This window comes from Alphaproteobacteria bacterium (assembly GCA_040905865.1).
GTDB lineage: Bacteria > Pseudomonadota > Alphaproteobacteria > UBA8366.
Genome location: JBBDQU010000058.1, coordinates 1 through 25,361 on the forward strand (window position 1 = coordinate 1; position 25,361 = coordinate 25,361).

The 25,361-nt window shown below is 65.6% G+C and carries 26 protein-coding genes; 11 read left to right on the forward strand and 15 right to left on the reverse strand.

Features of this window, described 5'->3' with window-relative positions; all coding sequences use genetic code 11:
• Window positions 1–68: 68 nt before the first annotated feature.
• Window positions 69–872, reverse strand: a complete 804-nt coding sequence (locus tag WD767_12530; GenBank protein ID MEX2616912.1) for a hypothetical protein — start codon at window positions 870–872, stop codon at window positions 69–71.
• A 156-nt stretch (window positions 873–1,028) separates the two neighbouring features.
• Between WD767_12530 and WD767_12535 the strand changes: the two genes are divergently transcribed.
• Genes WD767_12535 through WD767_12560 form a run of 6 tightly spaced genes read left to right on the forward strand, consistent with a single transcriptional unit; the run spans window position 1,029 to window position 5,825 of the window.
• On the forward strand, window positions 1,029–1,298 hold the full coding sequence (locus WD767_12535; protein ID MEX2616913.1) for a MoaD/ThiS family protein: 270 nt from the start codon (window positions 1,029–1,031) through the stop codon (window positions 1,296–1,298).
• Window position 1,299: 1 nt separating this feature from the next.
• Window positions 1,300–2,379 (forward strand): exo-alpha-sialidase, encoded by a 1,080-nt coding sequence (locus tag WD767_12540; protein MEX2616914.1) that lies wholly within the window; start codon window positions 1,300–1,302, stop codon window positions 2,377–2,379.
• A 52-nt stretch (window positions 2,380–2,431) separates the two neighbouring features.
• Window positions 2,432–4,186 (forward strand): tetratricopeptide repeat protein, encoded by a 1,755-nt coding sequence (locus WD767_12545; GenBank protein ID MEX2616915.1) that lies wholly within the window; start codon window positions 2,432–2,434, stop codon window positions 4,184–4,186.
• Window positions 4,186–4,767 carry a YqaA family protein gene (locus tag WD767_12550; protein ID MEX2616916.1) on the forward strand — a complete coding sequence of 194 codons (582 nt, stop codon included), beginning with the start codon at window positions 4,186–4,188 and terminating at the stop codon, window positions 4,765–4,767. Before WD767_12545 ends, WD767_12550 begins: the two co-directional genes overlap by 1 nt.
• A gap of 18 nt (window positions 4,768–4,785) precedes the next feature.
• Window positions 4,786–5,277 carry a disulfide bond formation protein B gene (locus WD767_12555; protein MEX2616917.1) on the forward strand — a complete coding sequence of 164 codons (492 nt, stop codon included), beginning with the start codon at window positions 4,786–4,788 and terminating at the stop codon, window positions 5,275–5,277.
• On the forward strand, window positions 5,274–5,825 hold the full coding sequence (locus WD767_12560; GenBank protein MEX2616918.1) for a demethoxyubiquinone hydroxylase family protein: 552 nt from the start codon (window positions 5,274–5,276) through the stop codon (window positions 5,823–5,825). The genes WD767_12555 and WD767_12560 overlap by 4 nt, the downstream gene beginning before the upstream one ends.
• A 24-nt stretch (window positions 5,826–5,849) precedes the next feature.
• On the opposite strand, the gene WD767_12565 is transcribed toward WD767_12560, so the two are convergent.
• The 4 genes from WD767_12565 to WD767_12580 are packed head-to-tail and all read right to left on the reverse strand — an operon-like array spanning window position 5,850 to window position 8,417.
• On the reverse strand, window positions 5,850–6,413 hold the full coding sequence (locus WD767_12565) for an HNH endonuclease (protein MEX2616919.1): 564 nt from the start codon (window positions 6,411–6,413) through the stop codon (window positions 5,850–5,852).
• A 60-nt stretch (window positions 6,414–6,473) separates the two neighbouring features.
• Window positions 6,474–7,091 carry a hypothetical protein gene (locus tag WD767_12570; GenBank protein MEX2616920.1) on the reverse strand — a complete coding sequence of 206 codons (618 nt, stop codon included), beginning with the start codon at window positions 7,089–7,091 and terminating at the stop codon, window positions 6,474–6,476.
• A gap of 3 nt (window positions 7,092–7,094) precedes the next feature.
• Complete coding sequence (locus WD767_12575) at window positions 7,095–7,754, reverse strand: alpha/beta fold hydrolase (protein ID MEX2616921.1); 660 nt, start codon at window positions 7,752–7,754, stop codon at window positions 7,095–7,097.
• Window positions 7,755–7,787: 33 nt separating this feature from the next.
• Complete coding sequence (locus tag WD767_12580; GenBank protein ID MEX2616922.1) at window positions 7,788–8,417, reverse strand: DNA-3-methyladenine glycosylase 2 family protein; 630 nt, start codon at window positions 8,415–8,417, stop codon at window positions 7,788–7,790.
• A 65-nt stretch (window positions 8,418–8,482) separates the two neighbouring features.
• Between WD767_12580 and gluQRS the strand changes: the two genes are divergently transcribed.
• Window positions 8,483–9,328: a tRNA glutamyl-Q(34) synthetase GluQRS gene (gene gluQRS, locus WD767_12585; GenBank protein MEX2616923.1), complete on the forward strand. Its 846-nt coding sequence runs from the start codon at window positions 8,483–8,485 to the stop codon at window positions 9,326–9,328.
• 15 nt (window positions 9,329–9,343) lie between these two features.
• Here gluQRS and WD767_12590 read toward each other — a convergent pair whose 3' ends face one another.
• From WD767_12590 to WD767_12600, 3 genes are all read right to left on the reverse strand, one after another.
• Complete coding sequence (locus WD767_12590) at window positions 9,344–10,096, reverse strand: SDR family oxidoreductase (protein ID MEX2616924.1); 753 nt, start codon at window positions 10,094–10,096, stop codon at window positions 9,344–9,346.
• Window positions 10,097–10,183: 87 nt separating this feature from the next.
• Window positions 10,184–10,729: a hypothetical protein gene (locus tag WD767_12595; protein MEX2616925.1), complete on the reverse strand. Its 546-nt coding sequence runs from the start codon at window positions 10,727–10,729 to the stop codon at window positions 10,184–10,186.
• Between the two features lie 143 nt (window positions 10,730–10,872).
• Window positions 10,873–12,159: an MFS transporter gene (locus tag WD767_12600; protein ID MEX2616926.1), complete on the reverse strand. Its 1,287-nt coding sequence runs from the start codon at window positions 12,157–12,159 to the stop codon at window positions 10,873–10,875.
• Window positions 12,160–12,390: 231 nt separating this feature from the next.
• Between WD767_12600 and WD767_12605 the strand changes: the two genes are divergently transcribed.
• Entirely contained in the window at window positions 12,391–13,086 is a 696-nt protein-coding gene (locus WD767_12605; GenBank protein ID MEX2616927.1) for an NIPSNAP family protein, read from the forward strand.
• A 36-nt stretch (window positions 13,087–13,122) separates the two neighbouring features.
• Here the strand turns inward: WD767_12605 and WD767_12610 are convergent, their stop codons facing one another.
• The 7 genes from WD767_12610 to WD767_12640 form a co-directional block, all read right to left on the reverse strand.
• Entirely contained in the window at window positions 13,123–13,911 is a 789-nt protein-coding gene (locus tag WD767_12610; GenBank protein ID MEX2616928.1) for an alpha/beta fold hydrolase, read from the reverse strand.
• 160 nt (window positions 13,912–14,071) lie between these two features.
• Entirely contained in the window at window positions 14,072–14,671 is a 600-nt protein-coding gene (locus tag WD767_12615; GenBank protein ID MEX2616929.1) for an HD domain-containing phosphohydrolase, read from the reverse strand.
• A gap of 7 nt (window positions 14,672–14,678) precedes the next feature.
• Window positions 14,679–15,839, reverse strand: coding sequence for an adenylate/guanylate cyclase domain-containing protein (locus WD767_12620; protein MEX2616930.1), 1,161 nt, complete (start codon window positions 15,837–15,839; stop codon window positions 14,679–14,681).
• Window position 15,840: 1 nt separating this feature from the next.
• Complete coding sequence (locus tag WD767_12625; protein ID MEX2616931.1) at window positions 15,841–17,478, reverse strand: PAS domain S-box protein; 1,638 nt, start codon at window positions 17,476–17,478, stop codon at window positions 15,841–15,843.
• 346 nt (window positions 17,479–17,824) lie between these two features.
• Window positions 17,825–18,313, reverse strand: a complete 489-nt coding sequence (locus WD767_12630; protein ID MEX2616932.1) for a YetF domain-containing protein — start codon at window positions 18,311–18,313, stop codon at window positions 17,825–17,827.
• 293 nt (window positions 18,314–18,606) lie between these two features.
• Complete coding sequence (locus WD767_12635) at window positions 18,607–20,325, reverse strand: cation:proton antiporter (protein MEX2616933.1); 1,719 nt, start codon at window positions 20,323–20,325, stop codon at window positions 18,607–18,609.
• Between the two features lie 193 nt (window positions 20,326–20,518).
• Entirely contained in the window at window positions 20,519–21,271 is a 753-nt protein-coding gene (locus WD767_12640; GenBank protein MEX2616934.1) for an SDR family oxidoreductase, read from the reverse strand.
• 153 nt (window positions 21,272–21,424) lie between these two features.
• Between WD767_12640 and WD767_12645 the strand changes: the two genes are divergently transcribed.
• The 3 genes from WD767_12645 (at window position 21,425) to mutL (ending at window position 25,152) form a co-directional block, all read left to right on the forward strand.
• Window positions 21,425–22,720: a glucose-6-phosphate isomerase gene (locus WD767_12645; GenBank protein MEX2616935.1), complete on the forward strand. Its 1,296-nt coding sequence runs from the start codon at window positions 21,425–21,427 to the stop codon at window positions 22,718–22,720.
• Between the two features lie 195 nt (window positions 22,721–22,915).
• The gene (locus WD767_12650; protein MEX2616936.1) at window positions 22,916–23,221 is read left to right on the forward strand and encodes a type II toxin-antitoxin system RelB/DinJ family antitoxin; all 306 of its coding nucleotides are present in this window, start codon (window positions 22,916–22,918) and stop codon (window positions 23,219–23,221) included.
• A gap of 122 nt (window positions 23,222–23,343) precedes the next feature.
• The gene (gene mutL, locus WD767_12655) at window positions 23,344–25,152 is read left to right on the forward strand and encodes a DNA mismatch repair endonuclease MutL (GenBank protein ID MEX2616937.1); all 1,809 of its coding nucleotides are present in this window, start codon (window positions 23,344–23,346) and stop codon (window positions 25,150–25,152) included.
• Window positions 25,153–25,361 lie beyond the last annotated feature (209 nt).

The following is a 25,361-nucleotide window of genomic DNA, read 5'->3' on the forward strand; positions in this document are numbered from 1 at the left end:
CGGCATTCCGCGCCGAAATCCTCGCACGTTAACGATTCATGATTGTACCCTGGCGCCGGCGGCGCGATCTATCCGGCCGCCTGCCGCGGCTGGTAGATCGCGGTGTGGTGGATGCGGGCGATGCAGGCCGCGCCGTCGGCGATGGCGCACACGTCGATCTCCACGAAGCGGTGGCCCTTGTGCTCGTATTCCTTCAGCACCCGGGCGCGAGCGGACAGCCGGGCGTCGAAGGCGGCGGTCGCGTAATTGCGGATATGGCTGCCGACATGCATCCACGGGCCCATCCGCACATTCGATCCCAGCGCCCGGTTGGCGAGCCGCAGGATCAGGCCCGGATGGGCGATTCTTTCGTCGGCATATATCGGCAGGGTCTCGCGCGCGTCGCGCAGATAGGCGAGGTGTTCCTCCTCGCTGAACTGCGTCTCGAAGGTGCCGAGCACCGTGCCCGGCCGCAGCGGTTCCGGCGCGGCTTCAGGCCGTTCGGCGGGCAGCGGCGCGGCGGGGATCGCATCGGCCGGGGGTGCGGTTTCCGGCGTTTCCAGCCGCGCCGAGCCGGTGGCGCACAGGATGTCGCCCATCGTCACCCGCAGGTCCAGCCCGCCATTGGCGTCCGGCGATCCCGTGGCGGTGGCCTCCTTGCCGTCATAGACCGGCTTGAGCAGCCGGCATTCGGCGCTGCCATGGCGCAGCCAGTCGATGCCGTAATGCCGCACCGCCAGATGGCTCATATAGGCGTAGACCTCGACCCCCGGCACCAGCCCGCCGGCGAAGCCGAATTTTTTCGCCACCGTATCGTCGTGAATCCTGTTTTCCGACGCGGCGGAAAGATTATAGGCGGCGACGACATGCCGTAACTGCGTTGTCGTATTCATGCGTTGTTCCTTTCCGATATTCCGGATACGCGGCAGCGTCGGGTGACATGAAAACGCCGCATGACATGAAATTGTACCACCCATCCCGGGGGACCCGTGGTAAAAACGTTGCGGGGTGGATTGTTTCATGGATCCTGGGAAACAGGAAATCGGGCAGTGGCACGGGTCAGTTTCACGGAAAACCTTCAGCGGCACCTGTCCTGCCCCGTGGTATGCGGGGCGGGGGATACGGTGTCCGCGGTTCTGAACGATGTCTTCCGGGACAATGCCGCGTTGCGCAGCTACCTGCTGGATGACCAGGGGCGGCTGCGGCAGCACGTGGCGGTATACATCAACGACAGGCTCGTCGCCGACCGGGACCGCCTGACCGACCCGGTCGCGGATGCCGACGAGGTTTTCGTGTTTCAGGCATTGTCGGGAGGATGAGGTGACGGAGCGGCTCTATGTGGCGACCCGCAAGGGATTGCTGGAATATTCGATGCAGAATGGCGCCTGGGTATGCGGCCGGCAATCCTTTGTCGGCGATCCGGTGACGGCGGTGCTGCGGGACGGGCGCGACGGCAGCCTCTACGCCGCCCTGAACCTGGGACATTTTGGCGTCAAGATGCATCGTTCCGAAGACGGGGGCGCGACCTGGCGGGAATTGCCCGCGCCGGCATTCCCCGCCGTGCCGGACGGCGCGGACGGGCCGAGCGTCTCGCTGATCTGGACGCTCGTCGCCGGCGGGGCGGACCGGCCCGGCTGGCTCTGGGCCGGGACGCTGCCGGGCGGGCTGTTCGTGTCCCGCGACCGCGGCGAAAGCTGGGCGTTGAACGAGCCGCTGTGGAATCATCCGCGGCGCGGCGAATGGAACGGCGGCGGCTATGACGATCCGGGCATCCATTCCATCTGCGTCGACCCGCGCGACAGCAGCCGGCTGGCGATCGGCGTGTCCTCCGGCGGGGTCTGGATGACGGCGGATGCGGGACAGACCTGGTCGCTGGGCGGCAAAGGGCTCCGCGCCGCATACATGCCGCCGGCGCTCGCCTTCGAGCCGATTGCGCAGGACCCGCACAGGCTCGCCCGCTGCCCCGCCGCGCCCGATGTCATCTGGTGCCAGCACCATAACGGGATTTTCCGTTCCGAGGACGGCGGCGAAAGTTTTACGGAAATCGAAACGGCCTCGCCATCCGCCTTCGGCTTCGCTGTCGCGGTGCATCCCGCCGATCCGGATACCGCCTGGTTCGTGCCGGCGGTAAAGGATGAATTCCGTTACCCGGTGGACCAGCGGCTGGTGGCGACCGTGACGCGCGACGGCGGCAGGACGTTCACGACCCTCGATGCGGGATTGCCGGACCAGCCGTCCTTCGACCTGATCTACCGCCATGCGCTGGATGTCGACGGCGCCGGGGACCGGCTGGCGATGGGGTCGACGACGGGCAATCTCTGGGTCGGCGAGGCGGGCGGGACCCGCTGGCAGCAGGTCAGCGGCTACCTGCCGCCCATCCACCAGGTCCTTTGGGCGTGACTATCCGGTCGCCGTATTTTGCGGGGCGCGGCGCCGTCCTGAAATCCGCGCATTGACCGGTCGCGAAAAGCCCCCCGAGGACAGCGCCGCCCTGCTGCGGCGGGCGACCGAACTGCATGGAGCGGGCGATGCGGCGGGCGCGGCCGCGCTTTTCAGGCAGATCGCGTCCGCGCATCCGGATCAGCCCGCCGCCTGGGCGCTGCTGGGAGGCGCGCTGCTGGATGCGGGGCAGGCGGAAGAGGCGGTAGACGCCCTTGGCCGGGCCGCGGCCCTCGCGCCGGACAATGACGATATCGCCATTGAACTGGCCGTTGCATCGCATGCATCGGGCCGGCCGGAAGCGGCCGTTGGCGTGTTGTCGGGGCGGCTCGCGCGGCTGCAGGAATCGGAACGGGCGCAGGCGGTGCGGGCGGAAGCGTATCGCAGCCTGTCGCGACTGGATGCGGCGATCGCCGGATACCGGCGGGTTCTGGAGATCAATCCGGATAACAATGCCGCGCGGGTGGCGCTGGGCGCCTGCCAGCAGCGCGCGGGAGATTTGGCCGGCGCCGTGCAGTCCTATCGGGAGGCGCTGGCGCGCGATCCGCTGGCGGACGACGCATGGAGCAATCTCGGGCTGGCGCTGAAGGCGGCGGGGCGTTTCGACGACGCGGTGACGGCGCTGGAAAATGCGGTGGCGCTCAACCCGGACGACCCCGCGACGCTGTGCAACCTTGGTGTCGTGCTGATGGATGCGGGCCGGATGGATGACGCCGCCCGCGCGCTGGAATCCGTGACGGGGAATCATCCGGCGTTCGTGGGCGGCTGGAGCAATCTGGGCAACCTGCGGCAGGAAGAAGGCCGGCTGGACGCGGCGCTGGAAGCGCATGGCCGGGCGTTGGCGCTGGATCCCGATAACGCCGAATGCCACTGGAACCGGGCGATGACCCTGCTGCTGTCGGGCGATTTCACAAGCGGATTCGCCGAATATGAATGGCGCCGGCACACCCCGGACCATGCACCGCCCGTACACGATTCGCCGCTATGGGACGGCAGCGATCCGTCAGGGCGGCGCATCCTGTTGCTGGCGGAGCAGGGTTTCGGCGACGCGATACAGTTTGCCCGCTACGCGCCAGTTCTGCGGGAACTGGGCGCCGACGTGACAATCGGCTGCCACGCGAAACTGGCCGGGCTTTTCGGGACGTTGCCGGGTAGCCCGCGCATTGTATCGACCGGCGGCGCCGTGCCGCCCGTCGATTGCCATGCGCCGTTGATGAGCCTGCCGCATCTGCTCGGTTCCGGGACGGAAACAATCCCGGCAAACGTGCCCTACCTGTTCCCGCCAATAGATGCGAAGCCGCCGCCCGCCGGAAACGGACGGCGGCGAATCGGGTTGTGCTGGACCGGCAATCCGAAACATCCCGACAACGCACAGCGTTCCGTAACGCCGGCGGCGCTGTCGCCGCTGCTGGCGCGCGATGACGTCGAATGGATCAGCCTGCAATTCGGCCCCGGTTCGGAGCAGGCGGCCGGAACATGCCTCGCCGACTGGTCGGCGCATCTCGACGGATTCGCCGATACGGCGGCGGCGCTTTCGGCGCTCGACCTCGTCATTACCGTCGATACGGCCACCGCGCACCTTGCGGGGGCGCTCGGCCGTCCGGTCTGGCTGCTGCTGAAATATTCGCCGGACTGGCGCTGGATGCTCGCGCGCGCCGACAGCCCGTGGTATCCGACCATGCGCCTGTTCCGGCAGGACGCGCCCGGCGACTGGGCGGATGTGGTGCATCGCCTCGGCGAGGCACTGGAAATGTGGGTGGAGAACTGATGCTGCGCCGTACCTATGACTGGACCATGGATCTGGCCGCGCGGCCGCATGCAATGTTCTGGCTGTTCGTCATCGCCTTCGCCGAAAGTTCCTTTTTCCCGATACCGCCGGATGTGCTGATCATTCCGATGGTGCTGGCGGCGCCGACCCGGGCCTGGCGGATCGTCGCCGTGGCGACCGCCGGTTCCGTGCTGGGCGGGCTGGCCGGATACGGCATCGGCTATTTCCTGTTCGAGACCGTAGGGCAGGTCATTCTCGACTTCTACGGTTATGCTGCGAAGTTCGAGCGTTTTCAGGACTGGTACCGGGAATGGGGCGGCTGGATCGTATTCGCCGGCGGGTTCAGCCCGGTGCCCTACAAGGTGATCACGATTGCCAGCGGTTCGGTGAATCTGGACCTGACGACCTTTACGGTGGTCTCGGTGATCAGCCGCGGCGGCCGGTTCCTGCTCGTCGCGGTCCTGTTGTGGAAATTCGGCGCGCCGATCCGCGCCTTCATCGAACGCTGGCTCGGGCCGCTGACGCTGGCCTTCGTCGTATTGCTGGTATCCGGCTTTGTCGTGCTTAAGTATCTGGCATGACATGATGGAAACCGCCGTATGAACCTGCAGAATCCGTATCTGGCCCCGATCCTGCTGCTTGTCATGAGCGCCGGGACGCTGGGTGGCGCATATGCCTTTCAATACTGGGGCGGGCTGCAGCCGTGCGCCCTGTGCCTGTACCAGCGCTGGCCCTGGTGGATCGCGGGCGCCCTCGCCATCGTGGCGATCGTCGCGGTCCGGGACCGGCGGCTGCATGCGGCGGCGTTGTCCCTGGCGACCCTGGCGGTCTGGGTCGGCGCCGGAATTGCCGTTTATCATGTCGGCGTCGAACAGCGCTGGTGGGAAGGACCGTCGGCCTGTTCCGGCGCGGCCACCCCGGCGACGCTGGAGGAATTGCGCGCCATGGTGCTGGCCGCGCCGGTCGTCCGCTGCGACGATGTCGCCTGGTCGCTGTTCGGCATTTCGATGGCGGGGTATAATGCGCTGCTGTCGCTGGCGACCGGCGGCGGCGTCGTGTGGCTGTTGCGCAACGAACGGAGGCGGCAATGACGGAAAAGGGACCCGCCTACCTGCCCGGCGATCCGGCGCCGAAGGGGCTGGTCGACCGCATCATCCGTGTCGACCAGGCCGGCGAATTCGGCGCGGTGCGGATCTATGCCGGCCAGCGCAGCGTGATCCGCGACGGGGCGGCGGCGGATCTGATCGACCATATGGCGGAACAGGAAGCACGGCACCTCGCCACCTTCAACCGGCTGGTCGCCGAACGGCGGGTCCGGCCCACGGCGCTGGCGCCGCTGTGGCATGTGGCCGGCTTTGCGCTGGGCGCGACGACGGCGCTGCTGGGCGACAAGGCGGCGATGGCCTGCACGGCGGCGGTCGAGGAAGTGATCGACGAACATTACGGCGGGCAGCTCGACCAACTGGGCGAGCGCGAACCGGAACTGCGCCAGGTGATCGCGGAATACCGCGCCGACGAAGCCGAACACCGCGAAACCGCGCTGGCCCACGGCGCGGAAGAGGCGCCGGCCTATCCGGTCCTGTCCGCGGCGGTCAAATCCGCGTCACGACTCGCAATCTGGCTTTCGGAACGGTACTGACCCGTCAGGCGGCGTCGCGTTTCATCAAACAGGGTCCAGTTCCGCGTCCCAGTACAGGAAATCGCGCCAGCTTTCGTGCAGGAAGTTCGGCGGGAAATGCCGACCGTTGGCCTGCAACTCGTGCGAGGTGGGGCGGGTCGGGTGGCGCAGGGGCAGCATACCGGCGTGATGCGGCATCCTTCCGCCCTTGCGCAGGTTGCAGGGCGCGCAGGCGGCGACGACATTTTCCCATGTCGTCCGGCCGCCGCGCGAGCGCGGGATGACATGGTCGAAGGTCAGTTCATGGGACGGCAGGTCCATGTCGCAATACTGGCAGGAGAACCGGTCGCGCAGGAAGACGTTGAAGCGCGTGAAGGCGGGCTGCCGCTGGGCGGCGATGTATTCCTTCAGCGAGATCACGCTGGGCAGTTTCAGCGAAAAGGACGGCGAGCTGATTTCGGTGTCGTATTCGGAAACGACGTTGACCCGGTCGGTGACCACCGCCTTCACCGAATCATGCCACGACCAGAGCGACAGGGGAAAGTAGCTGAGCGGCTGGAAATCCGCGTTCAGCACCAGAGCCGGAAATGCGTTCGTTGCGACGATCATACCAGTTCTCACACTCAACCCATTGCATAAATATCTGATTCGACTGTCGCTTTCAAGGCGTCAGCAGGTAATATTTATGGACGGACGGTAACCTGCCTGTAACACGGCAACCGACGCGGGCGGCGTCAGGACGGTGACAGTTTCGTCGGCGGCGCAGGGTGACGGCGGCCCGTATCCCCGCCAGGACCAGCCATGCAGCCCGCCGTCCAGGACCAGACAGGGACCCGTTTCGCGGGCAACGAACGTTCCGTCCGGCAGGCTATCGAACCGGGTCTGCCAGCGTTGCTGGCGGCGGGTGCGGGGGACGATACGTTCCGTATGCAACTGCGCATCGATTTCCCGTGCGCGCGGCGGTGTGTCCGGGGAATGCGCCATGCGCCATGCCGCCTGCCAGGCCAGGAAGGCGTCGCGCCGGCATTCGCAGCAGGGCCGGTGGCCGGCGGCGATGGCGGCGGCCTCGTCGAAGAAGAACAGTTCCGTATAGCGCCGCGGCGTCATGACCTCACGGTGTCGGCCGCGAAATTCCAGCCGGCAGATCAGCCAGGCCTTCAGCGCCCAGCGCCGCGCGCCCAGTTGACGGTGTTCGTCATGCAGGATGCCGCGATTGCCCATGAAAGCGCCGCGTTCGGGAACGGCGACGATATCGCCCTGGGGCGTGACGCGGTTCTGCAGCGGCATCGGTCAGGCGGCGAAGGCGGCCTTCAGGAAGGCCCCGCCGTGCTGCAGCCCCGCCATGTCGATGCCATGGCCCAGGCGGGGGCGCGCCAGGGTCGTGACGGTGAAGTCCGCCGCCGACAATCCCTGTTCGGCCATGGCCATGGATTCGAAGGGCACCACCTCATCCGCGTCGCCATGCACCAGCAGGATCGGCGGCCGCGAGACGGCCTCGCCGGCCAACCGTTCCGGGGCGACCAGCCGGCCGGAATAGCCGACGACGCCGGCGATTTTTTCCGCGCGGCGCGGCGCGACATACAGGCTCATCATCGTGCCCTGGCTGAACCCGACCAGCGCCAGCCGGTCCGCCGTCAGGCCGGTCCGTTCCAGTTCGCTGTCGATGAAGGCGTTCAGGCTGCCCGCGGCGGCCTGCACCCCGGCCAGCATTGCCGCCGGGGACCGGTCCTGAACGCTGAACCACTGGTATCCCATCGGCGACATGTCGCAGGGGAACGGCGCGTCCGGCGCGGCAAATTCGGCGTCCGGCAGGATCTCGGCCCAGTGCGGCGCCAGCCCGATCAGGTCATTGCCATCCGCGCCCAGCCCGTGCAGCAGGATGACGAGCTGTCTGGCGGCGCCGGAAGCCGCGCCGTGGCGCGGGCCGTCCAGTGTCATGAGGTCTGCCATCGTTCCGTCGTTCTCCCTTCTCCGGCGCGCCGCTTACAGCGCCGCCGTATTATAGTGATGCCACATCAGCAGCGCGACCACGCCGCGATGGGGCCGCCAGTCCTCGGCGATGCTGTCCATAAGCAGCCGGTTCGGCCGCGCCGCCAGTCCCTTCAGGCGCTGCACCGCCACCATCACGGCCAGATCGTCGGCGGGCCAGACATCGGACCGACCGAGCGCAAAGAGCATGTATATCTCCGCGCTCCACCGGCCCAGACCCTTGCGCGCGACGATGGCGTCCATGATCGCCTCGTCTTCCAGGCGGTGCAGCCCGTCGGGATCGAACCGCCCCTCCAGAACGTCCCGCGCCAGCAGGCGGCTGTATTCCATCTTGCGGCGGCTCAGCCCGACCGCCTTCAGGGCGTCGTCGTCCAGCGCCAGCAGTGTTTCCGGCGTCAGCGGATTGGTCGCCGCCAGCAACCGGCCGCGAATCGCCGCCGCCGCATGGACCGATACCTGCTGGCCGATGATGATGTTCACGAAGGTCTCGAACCCCGGGTCCCGGTTGCGCGGCGCGGGATAGCCGACCTCGCGGATCGCGCGCGCGATATCGGCGTCGCGGGCGGCGAGTTCGTCCAGCGCGGCGGCAATCGCCCGCTTCGTCATTTTTTTCGGTCGGGTCATGGTGATTAACTAAACCATTCCGGCTAGGCTACCGCCAGCCCGGTATTACCTGTCGAGTCAAAAACATGGAAACCGTAACCCGCTTTGCGCCCAGCCCGACCGGCCGGCTGCATCTCGGCCATGCCTTCAGCGCGCTGTTCGCCGAGGCGGCGGCGCTTGCGGCCGGCGGGCGGTTCCTGCTGCGGATCGAGGATATCGACCGGGGCCGCTGCCGGCCGGCATTCGAGGACGGTATTTACGAGGACCTGGCCTGGCTGGACCTGCGATGGGAGAAACCGGTCCGCCGCCAGTCCGACCACATGGCGGATTACCGGCAGGCGCTGGACCGGCTGGAGGCGGACGGGCTGCTCTATCCCTGTTTCTGTACCCGCAAGGATCTGCGGGCGGAGGCGGAAGGCTCGGTGCGCGCGCCGCACGGGCCGGACGGGCCGCTGTATCCCGGTATCTGCCGGGGTCTGGCGGGCGCCGCCGCGGCGGAACGTATCGCGGCGGGCGAGGCCTTCGCGCTGCGGCTCGATATGGCGCAGGCGGCGGCGCGGGTCGGGCCCCTGACCTTTACCGACCGGGCTCGCGGGACGATCATGGTCGAACCCGAAAGCTGCGGTGACGTGGTGCTGGCGCGCAAGGACGTGGCGACCAGCTATCACCTGGCGGTGACCTGGGACGATGCGCTGCAGGGCGTGACCCTGGTGACGCGGGGGGAAGACCTGCTGCACGCGACCCATGTCCACCGGGTGCTTCAGGCGCTGTTCGGCCTGCCGGAGCCGGAATACCATCACCACGAATTGCTGACGGATGATGCGGGGCGGCGCTTCGCCAAGCGCGACCGGGCCGAAACGATCCAGGCCATGCGCGACGGCGGCGGAAGCGCCGATGCGGTCAGGGCCCTCGCCGGTTATCCGGCTGTCTGATTTCCGCTGAGGCGGCTAGTGAAAAAAGCGCCCGGAATCGATGACGGTCGTCTGTCCCGTCATCGTGCTGGTGCGGCACATGGTCACCACCATGTCGGCGCAATCGTCCTTGTCCGCCACCTTCTTCAGCACGGCCCCCGCCGCCGAACGCTCGATATGTTCGGGCAGCAGATTGGCGGTCGCGCGGGTGCCTTCCAGCAGTCCCGGCGCAACGCAGTTCACCAGCGTTTCCGGCGCCAGCGCCACCGCCATGCAGCGCGTCAGGTGGTTCAGCCCGGCCTTTGCGACGGCATAGGCGATGGACGAGCCCGTCGGCGTCAGCCCGGCGACCGACGAGATGTTGACGATGCGGCCCTGGCCCTGCGCCTTCATGACGGGGGCGACGGCCTTGATCAGCCGCATGGGGCCGGTCAGGTTGACCGCGAATATCCGGTCCCAGATTTCGTCCGTCAGGCCGTCGAGATCCTGATAGGGGACCGATTTGTTGTAAGCGGCGTCGTTGACCAGGATATCGAGCCGGCCGAACCGTTTCGTGATCGCTTCGACCAGCGCCTTGATCGCCGCGCCGTCGGTGATGTCGCAGGCGAAGGCGGCGGCGTTGACCTGGTGGCGCGACGTCAGGTCGCGGGCGACCTCTTCGGCCTGGTCCCTGCTCTGCGCGTACATCACCGCGATATTCACGCCTTCGCGGGCGAGCGCATGGCAGATGCGCTGCCCCAGCCCGCCATTGCCGCCCGTCACCAGCGCGACCGTGCCTTCAAGCTCCATGAGTTTCTCCCTCCCGTTGGCGGATCCCCGATATTGGCCGGCAGTGTGCAACCGGACGGGCGCTGCGAACAAGGGGCCTTTTCGCCGTCAGAGTTCCAGCGTTTCGTGCTTCGGGTTCGGTTCCAGTTCCACCGCGTTCACCGTCATCGCCAGCATCGCGTAGTAACCGATGCAGGTGGTCAGCTGCACATACCGGTCGGCGCCCAGCCGCGCCATCACCGCCTGCGCCAGCGATTCCTCGATGCGGTTCCGGCGCAGCAGTTGCCGGGTAAAGTCGATGATCTGCAGGTCTTCCGGCGGAATGCCGTCGGAACGGTCGTCGCGGATCGCATCGATCGTCGCGCGGGGAACCGCCCGCTCGGCGCCGATCACGCCCTGGATGCCCCAGACATACTGGGCCTGGAAGTGCCGGCCGGCGACAAGGGCGGCCAGCGTGCGGATGCGCAACTCAAGCGTCCCTTCCCAACGCACCAGCGTGCCCAGATGCGCGACGCGTTCGGCCCATTCCGGCGCGTGCATCCAGACGGAAAAGGGGCCTTCCAGCGATTTGCGCGTATCGACGATCTTTTCCGCGATGCGCCGGGCCTCGCCGGTGAATTCGTCGGGGGATTTCAGGACGGGAACACGGGCCATGGGAAGTCCTCGGTTTTGATTGTTTCTGGCGGCCGGCGGCCTGCCGGCAGGGGATGAACGGGCGATCCGCCCCGGACGGGGGACACTAACCGATCGTCCGGGCAATCGGCAACGCCGCCACCCGTATCGCGCCTGGCATCGGCTTATCGGGTCTCCGGCCCGCTGGCCGGCTCCACCGCCGCGTCGCGCGCCGGAGCTTCGAGGACGGCGGCGAGGCGCCGCCGCCGGAGGAAGATGTACAGGCACAGCAGCATGGCGATGCCGCCGCCGATGGCGACCGGAATATGCAGGCCGATGCGGTCCGCCGCCCAGCCCATGACAAAGGTGCCGATCCCCGGCGAGGCGCCGAAGATCATGCCGTAGACGCTGAACACCCGCCCGCGCACGGCGTCGTCCACCGCGGTCTGGATCAGCGTCTGCGAGACGATCCCCAGCAGCACGATCCCCCAGCCGGCGAAGACGACGCAGACGAGCGCGAAGGGGAAACTGTCGGTCAGCGCGAACAGCAGGGTCGCCGCGCCGCCGATGCCGCTGGACCATGCCAGCAGCGCGGTCAGCCCGCGCAGCCCGCTGCGCCACGATGCCCAGATCCCGCCCAGCACCGCGCCGAGTCCGAGCATGGCGTTCAGCGCGCTGAGTCCGCCGGCACCCCGTGCGAAGTTCACATCGGCGAAGGCGGGGAACAGGTCGATGATCGGCCGTACCGACACGCAGAAGATCAGGACGATGAGGATCAGCGGTCCGATCCCCGGATGCCGGGCGATATAGCGCATGCCATCCAGCGATTCGCGGACGATGCCCGTGCGCGCCGCCCGGCTCGCCCGCCCCGGCGACAGCACCATCAGCGACAGCGCGACGATAACCGCGAGGAAGGAGAACGCGTTGACCGCGAAGGCCATTGTCGGACCGGAAAAAATGATGATGAGGCCGGCCAGCGCCGGGCCGAGGATGCGCGACGACTGGGCGCCGACAGAGTTCAGGGCGACAGCGGGCGTCATGTCCGCGCGCGGCACCACCTGCGACAGCAGCGCCATGCGGGACGGCTGCCAGAATCCCTGGCAGGCGCCAAGCACCGCGTGCACCGCCACGATCATCCACACCTGGATATGCCCCGTGGCATTGACCAGCGCCAGCGACCCGGCGGCGAGGAAGGCGATGGACTGGAAGATGAAGGCCATGCGGCGCCGGTCCATGCGGTCGGCCAGCACGCCCGCGACGGGCCACAGCAGGATGCGCGGCAGCATCTGGGCGACCGCCAGCGCGCCCAGCCATGTGGCCGACCCGGTCAGCGTCCAGACAAGCCATCCCGCCGCGATTTCGTGGATGCGCGTGCCCAGCAGGCTGACGAGGTTGCCGGTGATGAACAGCCGGAAATTCCGGTGGCGCAGCGCGCGCCCCGGCGCGCTGCCGCGCAGTTTGGTCAGCCACATGAACGCAACTCACTCAGGCCGGGACGCCCGCATCGGCCAGACAGGTTCAAAGGGGGCGGGCGGTGTGGCGCAGAATACGTCGGCATGCGGGTTTTGAACAGGGGCAGTCCGGACAGGGGAGTCGGGATTTCCGTTCGGCACGACGCAGGTTTCGGATTGACGCGCCGTGTGCGCCGGTGTGGCATGGTATTCGCCGGAACAGACGGCAATCGTATGGGAGGAACCAGCACCGTGATCTATCAGCATCGCCAGGTCATCGCGCGCGGCGGCCGGCTCGAAAAGCGGCACGAACAATTCCAGAAGGCGGCCATGCAGGCGCTGGACGAGCACGGCTCGACCCTGGTCGGCGCCTGGGAAATCTGGGTCGGGCCGGAGGCAGGCTGCGCCGTCTGGCAGTTGCGCGAACACGAAAGCCTCGCGACCTGGGAACAGCACCGTGAACGGGCGATGGCCGACGCGGCGCTGATCGGCCGGCAGAACCAGGCGCTGTACCCGGCGCTCGATTTCGTCGACACGGCGATCCTGCGCCTGACGGATTTTTCGCCGCCCATGCCGGCGGACTGGCCGGATTTCGTTGCGGTGCGCGGTCGGCCGCGCGGCTTCATCGAGCAGCGAATTCTCGGTTTCAAGCCGGGTACGGCGGCGACGCACCATGCGCTCTACAGGGAAAAGGTGATGCCGGCGCTGGCGCGCGAAGGTGCGGAACTGGTCGGGTTCTTCGATACGGTGATCGGCCCCGGCACCACAAATACCGGTTCGCACCGCAGCGTCGAAATCCGCCGCTTCCCCGACATGGCCGCCTGGCAGCGCTGGCGCGAGGCGCAGGAACGCGAACTCGCCCCGTTGATCAAGGCGGAATGGCTGGCGACCGTGGAGCGCGTCGACAGCACACTGCTGCGCCCGATGGATTACAGCCGTATCCGATAGATCGGATCGCGGTTTGCCGGAATCGCCCCTGTCGTCCTATGCCGCCAGCGACCCGAGATAGTCCAGCAGCAGCGCGTTGAATTTTTCCGGCTGTTCCCAGGGCAGGGCATGGCCGGCGGCGGGAAATTCGTGGAAATCCACGTCGGGGACATGCGCGGCCCACATTCTCATCAGCGCCGGCGGCGCCAGCATGTCGGCGCATCCGGAGACCACAAGCGCGCGGCAGCGGATTGTCGCCAGCTTCGCAAAGGTATTCGGTGTCCGCAGCGCCTGCAACGGCTGGTTCTGGGCGCGCGAATGGTCCTCCAGCGCGATCCACCGCGCGAGGCCGTCGGGGTCCGTCAGCCGGTAGGTGGGGCTGACCTCCAGGAAATGCCGGTTGGTATCGTCGATGAAGGGGGCGTGCAGCCGCTTGTAGGCCGCCTGCATTTCCGGTTCGCTGATCGATCCGTTGGAGGCGACAATCGCGAGGCCGCGCAACTGTTCCGGCTTCCAGGCCGCATAATCCAGCGCCTGGAACCCGCCGCCGGCGACGCCCACAAGCACGAAGCGCGCGAGGCCGAGATGGTCGACGAGCGCCGCCAGATCCTCGCCGACGCTACCCGGCTGCGGTCCCGTTTCCGCGACGGGGATACTGCCGCCGCGCCCCCGGCGGTCGAAGGCGATGATCCGGTATCCCGATTCGATCAGCGGGCCGAATTGCGGCGCCCAGCTTTCGCTCGTGCCCGTATTGGCATGCAGGAAAACGGCGGCAGGCCCGTCTCCGCCGCTGTCGCGGTAGAGCAGGCGGACACCGGGCAGGTCGGCGAATTTCGGCTCAAGCAAGGGAAGGGCTCCTGAATATGGCGGCAAAGGGATGGCCCATGATAGCGGGGGCGGTGAAAAATGCACTGTCGAGGCCTCCCGGCGGGACGGGACCCGTCATCCCGAAGATCGAAGACCCAGGAGCCGTTTCCATTCCGTGATCAGGTCCTGAAGCCTGGGGTCATGCGTAGCCCATCGGATCCTTGGTCAAAACGCAGCAGCACGCATCGACCACCCGTTTGTCATAGAGTCTGTCGCGATTTTCGGAAAGTTCGTCCAGCGCCTTCCTGAGGCCGAACGCCGGGCGGTACGGGCGAAATGCCGCTATGGAATCGACGACATCGGCAACGGCGACAATCCGGGCTTCGAGGAGAATGGAGTCGCCGGAAAGGCCATTCGGATAGCCGGAGCCATTCAGACGTTCGTGATGCTGATGAATGATATCCGCAATCGGCCAGGGCAGGTCGACGTCGCCCAAAATCTCGAAACCGACAACGGCATGGGTCTTGACCAGGCCCATTTCGTGCGCGCTCAGTTTCAATGGTTTGGTGAGGATTTCCGAGGGCACGGCAATCTTGCCGATGTCGTGCAGTGTTCCGCCAAGGCGGATACCGTCGACCTGATGCTCCGGCAGGTTCATGCCCTGGCCGATCCGGCGCGCCAGTTCGGCGACCTTGCGCTGATGATCCGCCGTGTAGGAATCGCGCGCCTCCACGGCCCGGGATATCGCGCTGATGGCGCGAAGCAGTGATCTGTGTTCCCTCTCGGAACTCTTTGCCATTACGGGGTCAACCGGAAATAGGGACGATACGCATCGGCCCGGTTGTGATGCCGCGTATTTCATGCTCCTGCGTTTCACCCAGCGCCGCCGAATCTTCCTCCGCCAATGTCCCTTCTGCCCTTGCCTGATTTACGAGCACTTCGGAAACGATGAACGGCGACCCGACGACCTTGCCCAGCGCTTCGAGCCGCGAAGCGATATTGACGGTGTCGCCTATCGTCGCGAATTCCAGCCGGCTTTCGTCACCGATATTGCCGACCATTACCGGGCCGTAATGGGCGCCGATGCGAATGCCCAGCGGCCCTTTCGTACCCATCGGATGATTGGCAAAGAATTCGTCGATGACCTTGAGCATGTGCCGGCCGCAACTCAGCGCGGCGCCGCTGTGTGACGACTTGTCGACCACCGTGCTGAACACCGCCATCAGTCCGTCGCCAAGATACTTGTCGACATGGCCGCCATGCTCGAACACGAGAGTCGCCAGATGCCCCTGAAAATCGCGCAGAAAAGCAAAGACTTCCAGGGGGGTGCACAATTGGGACAGTTGCGTGAAACCGGCAAGGTCGACGAACATCACCGCCGCATTTTCTTCATGCGGCGTGCCGAATATCTCCCTGCTCGCCATTACCTCACTCAAACGGTGCGCCGGGAAATATCTGGACAGGGCGCGTCGCGCCGCTTCCGCGGCGTCGCGCTGGCTTTGCATCTGTCGTTCTTGGTACAACTGATCGATGGCGCGTTTCATCGTCATCAGCAGGTCGGTGAAGTCCAGCGGTTTCACGATGAAGTCGAAGGCGCCGTGGTTCATGGCATTGCGAATGTTCGCCATGTCCGAATAGGCCGTGATCATGACGACCTTGCTGTCCTGTTCGCCAGACTCCAGGTGGTCCAGCAGTTCGAGACCGCTCATGCGGGGCATGTTGATATCGCACAGAATCAGGTCGGTATCTTTTTTCTGCATCAGAAACTCCAGGGCTTCGGCGCCATCGTGACAGAACGAGAATTTATACTCCTTCCGGTCGATTTCCCGGCGGAACCGGCGCCGCATCAGGCTTTCAACTTCCGCTTCGTCATCGACGACAAGGATTTTGACGGCATTGTCATCGACTTCCTTCCCGGAACCATTAATTTCCCCCATGCCGCGACTCGACGTTTGGTAATTGCTCATTTTATAATTTGCCCCCTGTCGCATTCATGCCGTCTTTCTGCGGCAAATTGAGCGGCAATCCGATGTTAAATGACGTGAATTCTCCTTCCTCCGAGATCGCGTCAATCGTCCCGTGATGCTCCGTGACAATCGTCTCATGGCAGATCGACAGGCCGAGGCCCGTCCCTTCGCCGCTTGGCTTCGTCGTGAAGAATGGCGTAAAGAGCCTGTCGCGAACCGCCTTCGGCATACCGGGTCCGTTGTCGCGCAATTCGATTTCCAGACGCTCCCCCGCACATCGGCTGCTGATCAGGATTTCCGGCACGAACGATGTGTCTTCCGCCTTGCGCTTGCGCAGCACGTACAGCCCGTTCTCGAGGATGTTCAGGAAGGCCCGCGCCAAGTCCGCCGGGCGACCTTGCAGGGTCGGGTCGCCGGGGTCGAGGGCGAACCGCATGACATCGCCCAGTTCGACATTTTCCTTGCGCCGAGCCTGCACCGCGAAATTCGCGGTTTCCCGCAGCAGTTCGTTGATCCGGAAGCGCTCGACGGGCCCCCGCTCGCTGCGGGCCAGCAGCATCATGGACCGGACGATGTTTTCCAGTCGAAGGCTGTTCTCCTGGACCTTGCCGATATCCTCGCGGATCAGGTCGATTTCCCCGACAATTTCCGCCGTTTGCGGAATCTCGTCGCGCAGCACCGCCAGATCCTGAGCCGCGGCTTCCGCGTAATTGCGGATGAAGTTCAGTGGATTGCGGATTTCATGCGCCACGCCCGCTACCGTCCGCCCCAGCGCGGCGCGGCGTTCGGCGTCGAACAGGTTGGCGCGCGCCTGGGTCAACTCGGTCAGCGCCTGCTCGGCGCGATCTTTTTCTTCCCGCAGGTTCCGCTCCGCCTGCTTGCGGTGGCTGATATCGCGGCAGACCAGGAAGATGGAACCCAGGTTGCCGTCGTCGGCGACGAGCGGCGTCAGCGCGAATTCGGCTTCGAACGATCCCTTGCCGGGCGGCGTGAACACCGCCTCGCCAGTTGCCGGTATCGCCTCCCGGACACACTGTACGAAGCGTGACAGGAACGCCTTCCGCAACCCGGCGTCTGATTGCAGCACTGTCGCGATGCCGGCGCCCCGGGCGTCCAGCCGTCCGTCCTCGCCGAACAGGCGTGCCGCGGCCGGGTTATGCGCGCGGACCGTACCGTCGGGATTGACCAGAAAATAGGCCTCAGGCGACGCCGCGAAGATGAGGTCGAACTGTTCTTCTGTGTCGCTCAGGCGGCGCTCGACCTGCTTGCGCGCCGAAATATCCCGGACGGCCGCGACGACGAACAGCACATCTTCCCTTCGGTAGGGGCTCAGGCTGATTTCGCAGGGGAACGCCGACCCGTCGCGCGTCCAGCCGTGCAGTTCCCGGTCGCCCATCTTCCGGGTCGCCGGGTTGGCCGTAAATTCGTTGAATTTCTTCCCGTGCCCGGCCCTGTCTTCCGGCGGCATCAGGGTCTCGACGGGCTGCCCGATCAGTTCCTCGGCCCGGTAGCCGAACAGTTGCTCCAATTGTCCATTGACGGAAGCAATGTTTCCCCCGGCATCGGCAACCAGCATCGGGTCCGGTGCAAGGCGCAAAAGTAGGTCCACTTCGCTGGGCAAATCGGCACGTCGCAGCATATTTCATTTCTAACTAATAAGTGTTGTACCCGTTCTCCAGGCTTGTTAACCAAATATTAATTGTATTCAACGGCATGAATACTTCATTTAATTGAAGTGTAATCATGGCGTTTTAGACAAGTCAAGGGTTTGTCTTGTCGTGTGGCAGTAGATTCAATCGGTGCGCTTTCCGGGAATTGTCCGTCCCCGAAAATTCCCGGCAGTTTTTCTCAAAACCGGACTTCGCCTTGTTCTCGATCTTCGGTTTGACAATGGCGCCCGGGTCGCCTTCAGGAAATCGCCGAATTTTGTTGCGTCGACGGATAGGGATAGCATTTTCAGCTCAAGCGAAATTCCAGATCGAAGGCTACTGTACCCGATCCCGGGGGATTACGGTTATCGATCCGTCGGTTTCCAGCACGACCGATTGGACTTCGGAGACATCATTCTTGCCGCTTTGCCGCAAGGCCGCGCCGATCTCTTCGCGCGTCACGCGTTGCTGCCGCAGGGCCGCATCGAGGTAGCGGCTTTCGTGGACCAGAAGCGTCGGCTCGGACTTGACCAGATTCTGGAACCGGTTGGACCGGACCGACAGCCAGGAGATTGCAAATTGCAGAAATACCAGCAGCGCAAGCCCCAGTAGACCCTCGAGCAACGGCACATTTGCGTTCAGAATCAGAGTGGCGAGCGTCGATCCAAGCGCGACCGTCACCACAAAATCGAAAGCGTTCATTTTGCTGAGCGTGCGCTTGCCCGATATGCGCAGCATGAGTATGAGAATCGGGTAGGCGGCAATCCCGACGATGACTATGCGTAGCAACCCGGGCCAGCTGTTGAAGAAAATGGGTTCGGACATGGCCTTTCCTACTCGCGAATTCCCGTAAATCCAAAGCCCGGAATATCGTAGGCCATGCGATGGTTGCCCGTAAATGGATCAACCGCGACGGCCATGTCAAATCGGCATCGGAGAATGCAAGCCGTATCGACCGCCATGTATGGACGGCCCGTTGAAAGCAGGTATTTTTTGCTCCGAGGCCTTTCCGGGATATCGCCAACGCGACAAACTGACAAGGCTCGCGCGGCCTCCGTGCCGCGGGCATTACCGATTGTGCTGTTGTCCGTTTGCCGGGCGCCGGCTGGTACCTGTCATCAATCGCTTTTTTCCTCCGTTCCAATTTCGGGAATGGCGGTGCGCTCCATTTGCTCGCCGCCCGTGAGCAGATCCACGGCGCGGTCGGCCGCGTCCTGAAACGGTTCCAGAACGATATCGGCGCCGGAAACCAGCAGGTCTTCCGTATCGGGTTTGCTGTGGGAGGTCACCGCGATCCGTCCCTGGAACCCGGCGGTGCGGGTGATCTGAAGCAGCGTCATCCGGGTGTCCTCGTGAGTCAGGCCGGTGGGATGGACGGGGACTGTGGCGACCACCCATGCGGCGCCCTTCAGGGGCAGGGCGGCCATGAACTCCGGATCCGTCGCATCGCCGTATTCCGTATCGAGCCCGAGGTTGCGCCAGCGCCGGACGGCGAGTGGATTGAAGTCGATACCGAGAACGCGCAGCCCCTTGTTCTTGAGGCGCAGGCCGATGGCCGTGCCGAAACGTCCGAGGCCGAATATCAGCACATCGTATTGATTGCCGCCGTGATGGACGGCATCGCCCGGTTCGCGGGGCGTCCCCGTCCGCTCGAAGATGCCGAGCAGCGGCTCGAACAGCCTGTAGAGTTGATGGGAATAGGTGATCATGTAGGTGGAGGCCGCGATCGTCACGAGCCCCACCATGGTGACAAGCCCGAGCGCGTCCTCGCTGACGTGTCCGAGCGTCAGCCCCATGGCGATGAAGATAAGCGAGAACTCGCTGATCTGCGCGACGGTCAGGCCCGCCAGAAAACCGGTGCGCTTGCGGTAGCCCATCAACCCCATGATGACGAGGACGATGAGCGGGTTGCCGATCAGGACGAACAGCGAGAACACGATGGCACCGGAAACATGGGCGCCGAGCAGAGACAGGTCCAGGGCGGAGCCGAGGCCGATAAAGAAGAACAGCAGCAGGAAATCGCGCAGCGGCGCCAGCCGCGCGGCGATGGTCTCCCGGTATGGAGTGGACGCCAGCGACACGCCGGCCAGCAGGCCGCCTACTTCCTTGCCGAGTCCGACAAAGTCGCCGATGGCGGCGAAGATTGCCGCCTGCGCGATGGCGAAGATAACCAGCAGTTCCGGCGCCCGGGCCAGCCGTTCCGTGAGCGGGTTGGCGACGTACCGGACGAACAGCGCAACCAGTCCGACCAGCACGAGGCCTGCGCCCAGGACCGCGAAAATGTTGTCGGGGCCGTGCCCTTTTCCTGTACCGATGCCGATAGTGGATAGCACGATCATGGCGAGGACGACCACAAGGTCCTGCACGATCAGGAAACCCAGGGCAATCTGGCCATGCAGCGAGTCGATCTCGCGCTTGTCCGAAAGCAGTTTCACGATGATGATCGTGCTGGAGAAGGTCAGCGCCACCGCGACATAGAGACTGGTCAGCGCGTCCAGGCCGAGCGCCAGACCGATAACATAGCCAAAAATAGAGGTGAAGGCGACCTGCCCGAGACCCGTCATGAGGGAGACCGCGCCCAGCGATCGGATGAGCTTGATGTCGAGCTTGATGCCGACCAGAAACAGCAGCACGGCGATGCCGAGTTCCGACAACAGGTCGATCTGCGCATCGGATCGCACCACGTCGAACGCCGAGGGTCCCGCGATCAGGCCGACGGCGATGAAGCTGACGATCAGCGGCTGGCGCAGGATGATGCCGACAAAGCCGATAGTGGCCGCCATGACCAGCAGGGCGGCAACCTCTCCGAATGCGGACTGCGCGATGAGCTCTATCAATCGACCGTGCCTCTGATCTATCTTGTTGAAGACATAGTGTCTTTACAGGTTTACAGGGAACCTTTGACGGTTTCGTTCAAACCTGATGTGCTATAACAGAGTTGCAGGCCATTTGGCATTTTTTTGTGCGGGTTCTCGTTCAACAGGACGTTCAGCGGCCATGTGAAGCAACGCGGAGCCGCGGCAGGTGGACTTATTCCGGCGGCGGCTCCCGCCGCACCATGGCGTTACCGCCCGGCACCTGTTCCGTTGCCATCAGCTCCATCAGGGTGACGTCGACCCGGGCGGGGGCGTCCAGCACGTAGACGATTGCGTCCGTCACGTCCGCCGGCGTCAGCACGTCGTAGGAATACATCGTCCGATCGATCTCGTCCTGAGCGAGGTCGCGGGCGAGCGCGTGAAACTCGGTCCGGGTCCCGCCGGGACAGATCTCGCTGACGCGGATGCCCGTGCCCTGGACTTCCAGCCGCAGGTCCTGGCTCAGCATGTGGATGGCTGCCTTGGATGCGCCGTAAACCGATCCGGGCGTGGCGTGAAGCCCCGTGATCGACCCGATATTCACGACATGTCCGCGCCGGCGGCGCACCATGCCCGGCAGGACGGCGCGCAGCACCCGGGTCGCGCCGAGGACGTTCGTTTCCAGGACATCGTCGATCTGGCCGGGCGACAGTTCGTGCAGACCCACTCTTTTCTGCCCCACGCCGGCGGCGTTAACGAGAATATCGATTTCGAGCGCGCCGAACGCGGCCGCCACGGCGCCGCCGTCGCGAACATCCACCGCATGGATAACGCAGTTTCCCGGCGCGGACAGCGCTTCCAGCCGGTCGCGGCGGCGCGCCACGGCATGCACCGTGAGGCCCCGGCCGAGCAGGCGCTGCGCCACGGCGAGGCCGATGCCGCTGGAGGCGCCGGTGACGAGGGCGGAGGTGTAGTCGGTCAGGGGCATGGGAGTCTCCGATGGATGGTCGGGTTGCGGCCGCCATGGTAGCGGCATCCGCCGCGCCGCGACAGGGGCCGGCACAGGCGGGGCGTTGGTTGCAGACGCCGAAGCCTCGCTGCCGCGTTGCACATTCACGAGTCATGGGCGACAATGCGTCCCATGATCTACAGCCAGACCATCGACAACTGCCTTGCCGACGCCATCGGGCCGGCCGGCCTCGCCGATTCCGAACTGGCCGCCATGCTGGCGCGGACGGATGGGGCGCTGGCGCAATTGCGCGACTGGAAGCGCGATGGCGGGCTGCCGCTGCTCGACCTGCCCGCCGCGCGTGACGACCTCGCGGCGCTGGCGCCGGTGGCGGCGCGCTATCGCGAAAATTTCAGCGACGTGGTCATCCTCGGCACCGGCGGGTCCAGCCTCGGCGGGCGCAGCCTCTATGCGCTGGCCGACCGGGGTTTCGGACCGCCCGCCGGGTCGCCGCGCCTGCATTTCATGGACAATGTGGACCCGGACAGCTTTGCCGCAATGTTCGCGGCGCTGGACCCGGCGCGCACCGGCATCCTGTCCATCTCCAAATCCGGCGGCACCGCCGAGACCCTGTCCCAGACGATGCTCTGCATGGCCTGGCTGCGCCGGGCCGGGCGGCGGTTTGCGGACCATGTCACCATTATTTCCGAGGATGCGGACAATGCGCTACGCCGCCTCGCCGCGAAGCACGGGCTGCCGGCGCTGACCCATGACCCGGGGGTTGGCGGGCGTTACGCGGTGCTGTCGCTGGTCGGCATGCTGCCGGCGCTGATCATCGGGCAGGATGCGGCCGCGATCCGCGAAGGCGCGGCGGCCGTGCTGGACGCGACCCTGGCCGCCGCGCGGCCCTGCGACAGCGCGCCTGCGGTCGGGGCCGCGGTATCGGTCGCGCTGGCGGTGGAGCGCAATGTCGCGGCGACGGTGCTGATGCCCTATTGCGACCGGCTGGTCTGTTTCGCGTCCTGGTTCCGCCAGCTCTGGGCGGAGAGCCTGGGCAAGGAGGGCAGGGGCACGGTGCCGATCGACGCCGCCGGCACGGTGGACCAGCACAGCCAGTTGCAGCTCTATCTCGGCGGGCCCAACGACAAGATGTTCACCATCATCCGCGGGCCGGGCGGCGGCGACGCGCTGGACGGCGCATTGGCGGATGACCCGTCGCTGGATTACCTGGCCGGGCGCAGCCTGGGCGACCTGCTGAACGCCTGCGAACAGGGCACGGCGGACAGCCTCGCCGCCAAAGGGCGGCCGGTGCGGTTGATGGAGGTCGAGGCCGTCGATGAGCGGACGCTTGGCGCGCTGATGATGCATTTCATGCTGGAGACGATCATCGCGGCCCATCTGCTGGGGGTGAACCCGTTCGACCAGCCGGAGGTGGAGGACGGCAAGCAGCGGGCGCGAGCCTACCTGGAGGCCATGGCACCGTCGTGAGGATCCGCCGCCGGCCGATTTGCGGATCAGCAGCCCGTCAGGGCGCCGTCCACACCATCACAGTAACTCCTTAATTCGAACATCGCCCTGGGACCGCAGGCTCGCAATTTTGAGCGGGTTTTCGGTTGACTCTGGTTACCTTTAATTGTATCTCATTTGAGATACATAATGGAATATCGAGTCAGGAGTCCGGAAATGGCCGCCCGCACGTCGATGCTGCATGTTCGTGTTGACGAGGACCTCAAGTCGCAGGCCTCGGAAAAGCTTGCCTCTGTTGGGCTTACGGTGTCCGATGCCGTGCGTATCCTGCTGACACGCGTTGCGAAGGAAGGCGGACTGCCGGCCGGCCTTACGGCCGATCCCGAGGCTTACGATGTCTGGTTTCGCGCAAAGGTGCATGAAGCGCTCGCCGATACCGGCCCTGCCGTGCCGCACCGACAGGTGATGGACGATGTCCAGGCGCGGATCGACAGGAAGCGCCGTGGCCGCGCTAAACGTTGAATGGCGAGAAGCCGCACGTCAACGCCGGAAATGTTATCCTGCGCAACAATGGCCGCGTTAGGGACTGCCGCCCGCCCTTCTGCCGCATTGCACCGCGGCGAATCGTCGGCAATGATGCCGCCATGACCATCCGCCGCCTGCCCGAATCCCTCATCAACCGCATCGCCGCGGGCGAGGTCGTGGAGCGGCCGGCCTCCGCGGTGAAGGAACTGGTGGAGAACAGCATCGATGCCGGCGCGCGGCGCATCGATGTGGCCATCCGCGACGGCGGCAAGTCGCTGATTTCGGTCAGCGATGACGGTTCCGGCATGACCCCCGACGAATTGCAACTCGCCATCGAGCGGCACGCGACCTCGAAGCTGGCCGATGACGACCTGTTCGACATCCACACCATGGGGTTCCGGGGCGAGGCGCTGCCCTCGCTCGGCGCGGTCAGCCGGCTGTCCATCGTCAGCCGGCCCGAAGGCGCGGAATCCGCCTGGTCTATCGCGGTGGAGGGGGGCGCGGTATCCGCCCCGCAGCCCGCCGCCCATCCGCGCGGGACCCGGATCGATGTGCGCGACCTGTTCTATGCGACGCCGGCCCGGCTGAAATTCCTCAAGGGGGACCGGGCGGAAACGGCGCAGATCCTGGATACGGTGAAACGGCTGGCGATGGCGCGGCCGGATATCGCCTTCACGGTGCGCGACGATGCGCGCGAACGGTTCCGCTGCGACGCCGCGAACGGCGACCTGCTGGACACGCGGCTGGCGCGGCTGGGGGCGGTGATGGGCCGGGAATTCGCCGACAACGCGCTGCGGATCGACGCGGAGCGCGAGGGCATCCGCCTGACCGGCTATGCGGGCCTGCCGACGCTGAACCGCTCCAACGCGATGCAGCAGTTCCTGTTCGTGAACGGCCGTCCGGTGCGGGACAAGCTGCTGCATGGCGCGGTGCGCGGCGCCTATATGGATTTCCTCGCCAATAACCGGCACCCGATGGTGGCGCTGTTCGTCGCGATCGAGCCGCGCTCGGTGGATGTGAATGTCCACCCGGCCAAGGCGGAGGTCCGGTTCCGCGACGCGGGGCTGGTGCGCGGGCTGATCGTCGGCGCGCTGAAGCATGCGCTGGCGGAAGCGGGGCATCGCGCCTCGACCACCGTCGCCGATGCGGCGCTGGGCGTGGTCCGGCCGGGAACGGGATCGCTGCCCTATGGCGGGGGCGGCGGCAGCTACGCCTACCGCCCGTCCACGCCGCCGCAGGGACTGGCCGCCAGCGCCGCGGCGTTCCAGTCGCCCTTCGGCGGCAATACGCTGGCGCAGCCTTCCGTGACGCCGCAAGCCGGCGGGGAAGACGCGGCGGCGCAGGGGGCGTATCCGCTGGGCGCGGCGCGGGCGCAGTTGCACGAAACCTATGTCGTCGCGCAGACCGCCGACGGTATCGTTATCGTCGACCAGCATGCGGCGCATGAACGGCTGGTCTATGAGCGGATGAAAAAGGCGCTGGGCGAATCCGGGGTGGCGCGGCAGTCGCTGCTGATCCCCGAAGTCGTCGAACTGGATGAATCCGCCGCGGCGCGGCTGGTGCAGCGGGCCGGGGAATTGCAGGAACTGGGGCTGGTCGTCGAGGCCTTCGGCGAAGGGGCGGTACTGGTGCGCGAAGTGCCGGCGATGCTGGGACAGGTCGATTCGCGGGCGCTGGTGCGGGACCTGGCGGACGAACTGTCGGAATTCGGCGACGCCTTCAGCCTGAAGGAAAGGCTGGAGGATGTCTGCGGCACGATGGCCTGCCACGGATCGGTGCGCGCGGGGCGGCGGCTCAACGGCGATGAAATGAACGCGCTGCTGCGGGAAATGGAGGTCACGCCCCATTCCGGCCAGTGCAACCACGGCCGCCCGACATTCGTCGAACTCAAGCTCGCGGACATCGAAAGGCTGTTCGGCCGGCGCTAATCCATCGGAATAATCGGAATATCAGTCAGTGCTTTGACCGGCCGTACCTGCTAACAAGAGCACATCAGGATTGATTAGAACCGCATCAGGTTCTAATCAATCCTGTGAAGGTGCTCTGTTTTCAATAATAAGATCAGATTCACGTGTTTTTTGGATCGCCGAAGGCGATTCCAACAAAACACGATCTGATCTAGCGCCGGTCCCAACAA

Excerpts from the sequence above, each read along its gene's own strand:
- WD767_12620 (MEX2616930.1), bottom strand. The coding sequence starts at position 15,839 with ATGAGCAATTACCAAACGTCGAGTCGCGGCATGGGGGAAATTAATGGT.
- WD767_12615 (MEX2616929.1), bottom strand. The coding sequence starts at position 14,671 with ATGGCAAAGAGTTCCGAGAGGGAACACAGATCACTGCTTCGCGCCATC.
- WD767_12650 (MEX2616936.1), top strand. The coding sequence starts at position 22,916 with ATGGCCGCCCGCACGTCGATGCTGCATGTTCGTGTTGACGAGGACCTC.
- WD767_12560 (MEX2616918.1), top strand. The coding sequence starts at position 5,274 with ATGACGGAAAAGGGACCCGCCTACCTGCCCGGCGATCCGGCGCCGAAG.
- WD767_12630 (MEX2616932.1), bottom strand. The coding sequence starts at position 18,313 with ATGTCCGAACCCATTTTCTTCAACAGCTGGCCCGGGTTGCTACGCATA.
- WD767_12530 (MEX2616912.1), bottom strand. The coding sequence starts at position 872 with ATGAATACGACAACGCAGTTACGGCATGTCGTCGCCGCCTATAATCTT.
- WD767_12600 (MEX2616926.1), bottom strand. The coding sequence starts at position 12,159 with ATGTGGCTGACCAAACTGCGCGGCAGCGCGCCGGGGCGCGCGCTGCGC.
- WD767_12645 (MEX2616935.1), top strand. The coding sequence starts at position 21,425 with ATGATCTACAGCCAGACCATCGACAACTGCCTTGCCGACGCCATCGGG.
- WD767_12580 (MEX2616922.1), bottom strand. The coding sequence starts at position 8,417 with ATGACCCGACCGAAAAAAATGACGAAGCGGGCGATTGCCGCCGCGCTG.
- mutL (MEX2616937.1), top strand. The coding sequence starts at position 23,344 with ATGACCATCCGCCGCCTGCCCGAATCCCTCATCAACCGCATCGCCGCG.
- WD767_12550 (MEX2616916.1), top strand. The coding sequence starts at position 4,186 with ATGCTGCGCCGTACCTATGACTGGACCATGGATCTGGCCGCGCGGCCG.
- WD767_12595 (MEX2616925.1), bottom strand. The coding sequence starts at position 10,729 with ATGGCCCGTGTTCCCGTCCTGAAATCCCCCGACGAATTCACCGGCGAG.
- WD767_12565 (MEX2616919.1), bottom strand. The coding sequence starts at position 6,413 with ATGATCGTCGCAACGAACGCATTTCCGGCTCTGGTGCTGAACGCGGAT.
- WD767_12570 (MEX2616920.1), bottom strand. The coding sequence starts at position 7,091 with ATGCCGCTGCAGAACCGCGTCACGCCCCAGGGCGATATCGTCGCCGTT.
- WD767_12640 (MEX2616934.1), bottom strand. The coding sequence starts at position 21,271 with ATGCCCCTGACCGACTACACCTCCGCCCTCGTCACCGGCGCCTCCAGC.
- gluQRS (MEX2616923.1), top strand. The coding sequence starts at position 8,483 with ATGGAAACCGTAACCCGCTTTGCGCCCAGCCCGACCGGCCGGCTGCAT.
- WD767_12590 (MEX2616924.1), bottom strand. The coding sequence starts at position 10,096 with ATGGAGCTTGAAGGCACGGTCGCGCTGGTGACGGGCGGCAATGGCGGG.
- WD767_12575 (MEX2616921.1), bottom strand. The coding sequence starts at position 7,754 with ATGGCAGACCTCATGACACTGGACGGCCCGCGCCACGGCGCGGCTTCC.
- WD767_12555 (MEX2616917.1), top strand. The coding sequence starts at position 4,786 with ATGAACCTGCAGAATCCGTATCTGGCCCCGATCCTGCTGCTTGTCATG.
- WD767_12625 (MEX2616931.1), bottom strand. The coding sequence starts at position 17,478 with ATGCTGCGACGTGCCGATTTGCCCAGCGAAGTGGACCTACTTTTGCGC.